The following is a 1,422-nucleotide window of genomic DNA, read 5'->3' on the forward strand; positions in this document are numbered from 1 at the left end:
ACCATTTTTTACCAGGAATAGTATCGTCATCAAATAGACAAATATATTCTGAGTCACAATTGAGAGCAAAAGCGAATCTTGCCCAAACACCCAAATTGTCCGAACATTCAACCAAGGTTACGCGCTTTTTTAATTCCGGGGAGATCATACCACCATGGTTTTGCCAAACATAAATATGATCAGGCTTAACCGTCTGAGCTTCAATAGCATCAAGTTGACTTTCCAAATGCTCTGTTCTTTTAAATGCATTCAAAACTACTGATATTTTCGGATTATTTTTTACCATTTTATTTTATTCCTGTTAACCTTCATCAAGTTCAAAATAATATTTTTAATATAGTTTTTACTCTGGGAATGATAATCTCGAGTTTTAGAGTCAAGTGAGAGTAAATCGTTTAGAGACGTGCCAATATCAATAAAGGTAATATCTCTCCGTAACGAACACAATTCACTACCTAGAATATTTGACAATGAAGATGCAGAAGATAAAACTAATGCACCATGAGGTAACGAAATAAGAGTGTCTAGAGTCTCTTTTTTTACTTCCTGATATGACGAAAAAAAATTATCGGGAATCGAGATATGATGAAAGCCAGCTAGCTCACCAATAAGTTGACTTCTGAAGTTAGATATAACATAAACATCTGAGTAGTTACCAAATATCGGCACTATTTCTTCTCGATATCTTTGATAATTAGAGTTGATCAATAAATCTGAAAACGTAATGGAACCATTTATTCCTCCATTCAAACGTAACATCAAATCCTTGTCCCAATAAGCTCTGTTGTGACTAGTAGGTATGCCTTTGTAATAATATTCAGCATTAAAAATTGCTGCAGACATAAGATCTGCTCTAATGTCTAGATCAGAGCAGGGATCGAATTTTTTGTTATCATATACAGGGTATTTATTATTACTTTCTTTTCCCCTGAATACGGTTTTACCATTATATATCTCAAGTTTTCGATTTCTAATAATTTCGGTCTCACCATCACTAAACCTAACAAAAGTAAAAGGTTTTTTTTGTTCAAGCATAGATTTGAGGCGTTCCAAATGCTCAACTGCGTTAGGAATATTACTTTTAAATGACATCATCACCTCGAAAAATCTTCAGATTTTATAATTCTGACTAAAGAGGCCAAATGCTTTGAACTCTGGCCTCCAACTTCTATGACCCCGCCTCCAAACTTTACTTTAAAAGGTGTTGTAACATCATCATTTATATAGCGATTTTTTTTACTTTGAACTGGACGATAATAATTCATAATAAGTCTATTGATAACTTTCCGAAAAATAGCATTGCTATTTTTACTATCCAGTTTTAACAATAAATAATTTCGAGTATATTTAAAATAGTTTATGATGCCCGTACTTTCATTTAATTTAACGTTATTATAACTTAACTTTAAATCCATTTTAGAT

General features: G+C 32.3%; 3 protein-coding genes. All 3 read right to left on the bottom strand.

Annotated elements, in window-relative coordinates:
* Positions 1-286, bottom strand: a 286-nt coding sequence (locus AB4512_RS21805; protein WP_372175633.1) for a glycosyltransferase family 2 protein, incomplete at its 3' end; no start/stop codon positions are given.
* A complete protein-coding gene (locus AB4512_RS21810) occupies positions 280-1,095 on the bottom strand; it encodes a hypothetical protein (protein ID WP_372175635.1) in 816 nt (271 codons plus the stop codon). The genes AB4512_RS21805 and AB4512_RS21810, both read right to left, overlap by 7 nt.
* On the bottom strand, positions 1,095-1,422 hold a 328-nt coding region (locus tag AB4512_RS21815), incomplete at its 5' end, for a hypothetical protein (RefSeq protein WP_372175637.1). The genes AB4512_RS21815 and AB4512_RS21810, both read right to left, overlap by 1 nt.

Source organism: Vibrio sp. 10N.222.52.B7, assembly GCF_041474275.1.
Classification (GTDB): Bacteria; Pseudomonadota; Gammaproteobacteria; order Enterobacterales; family Vibrionaceae; genus Vibrio; species Vibrio crassostreae_C.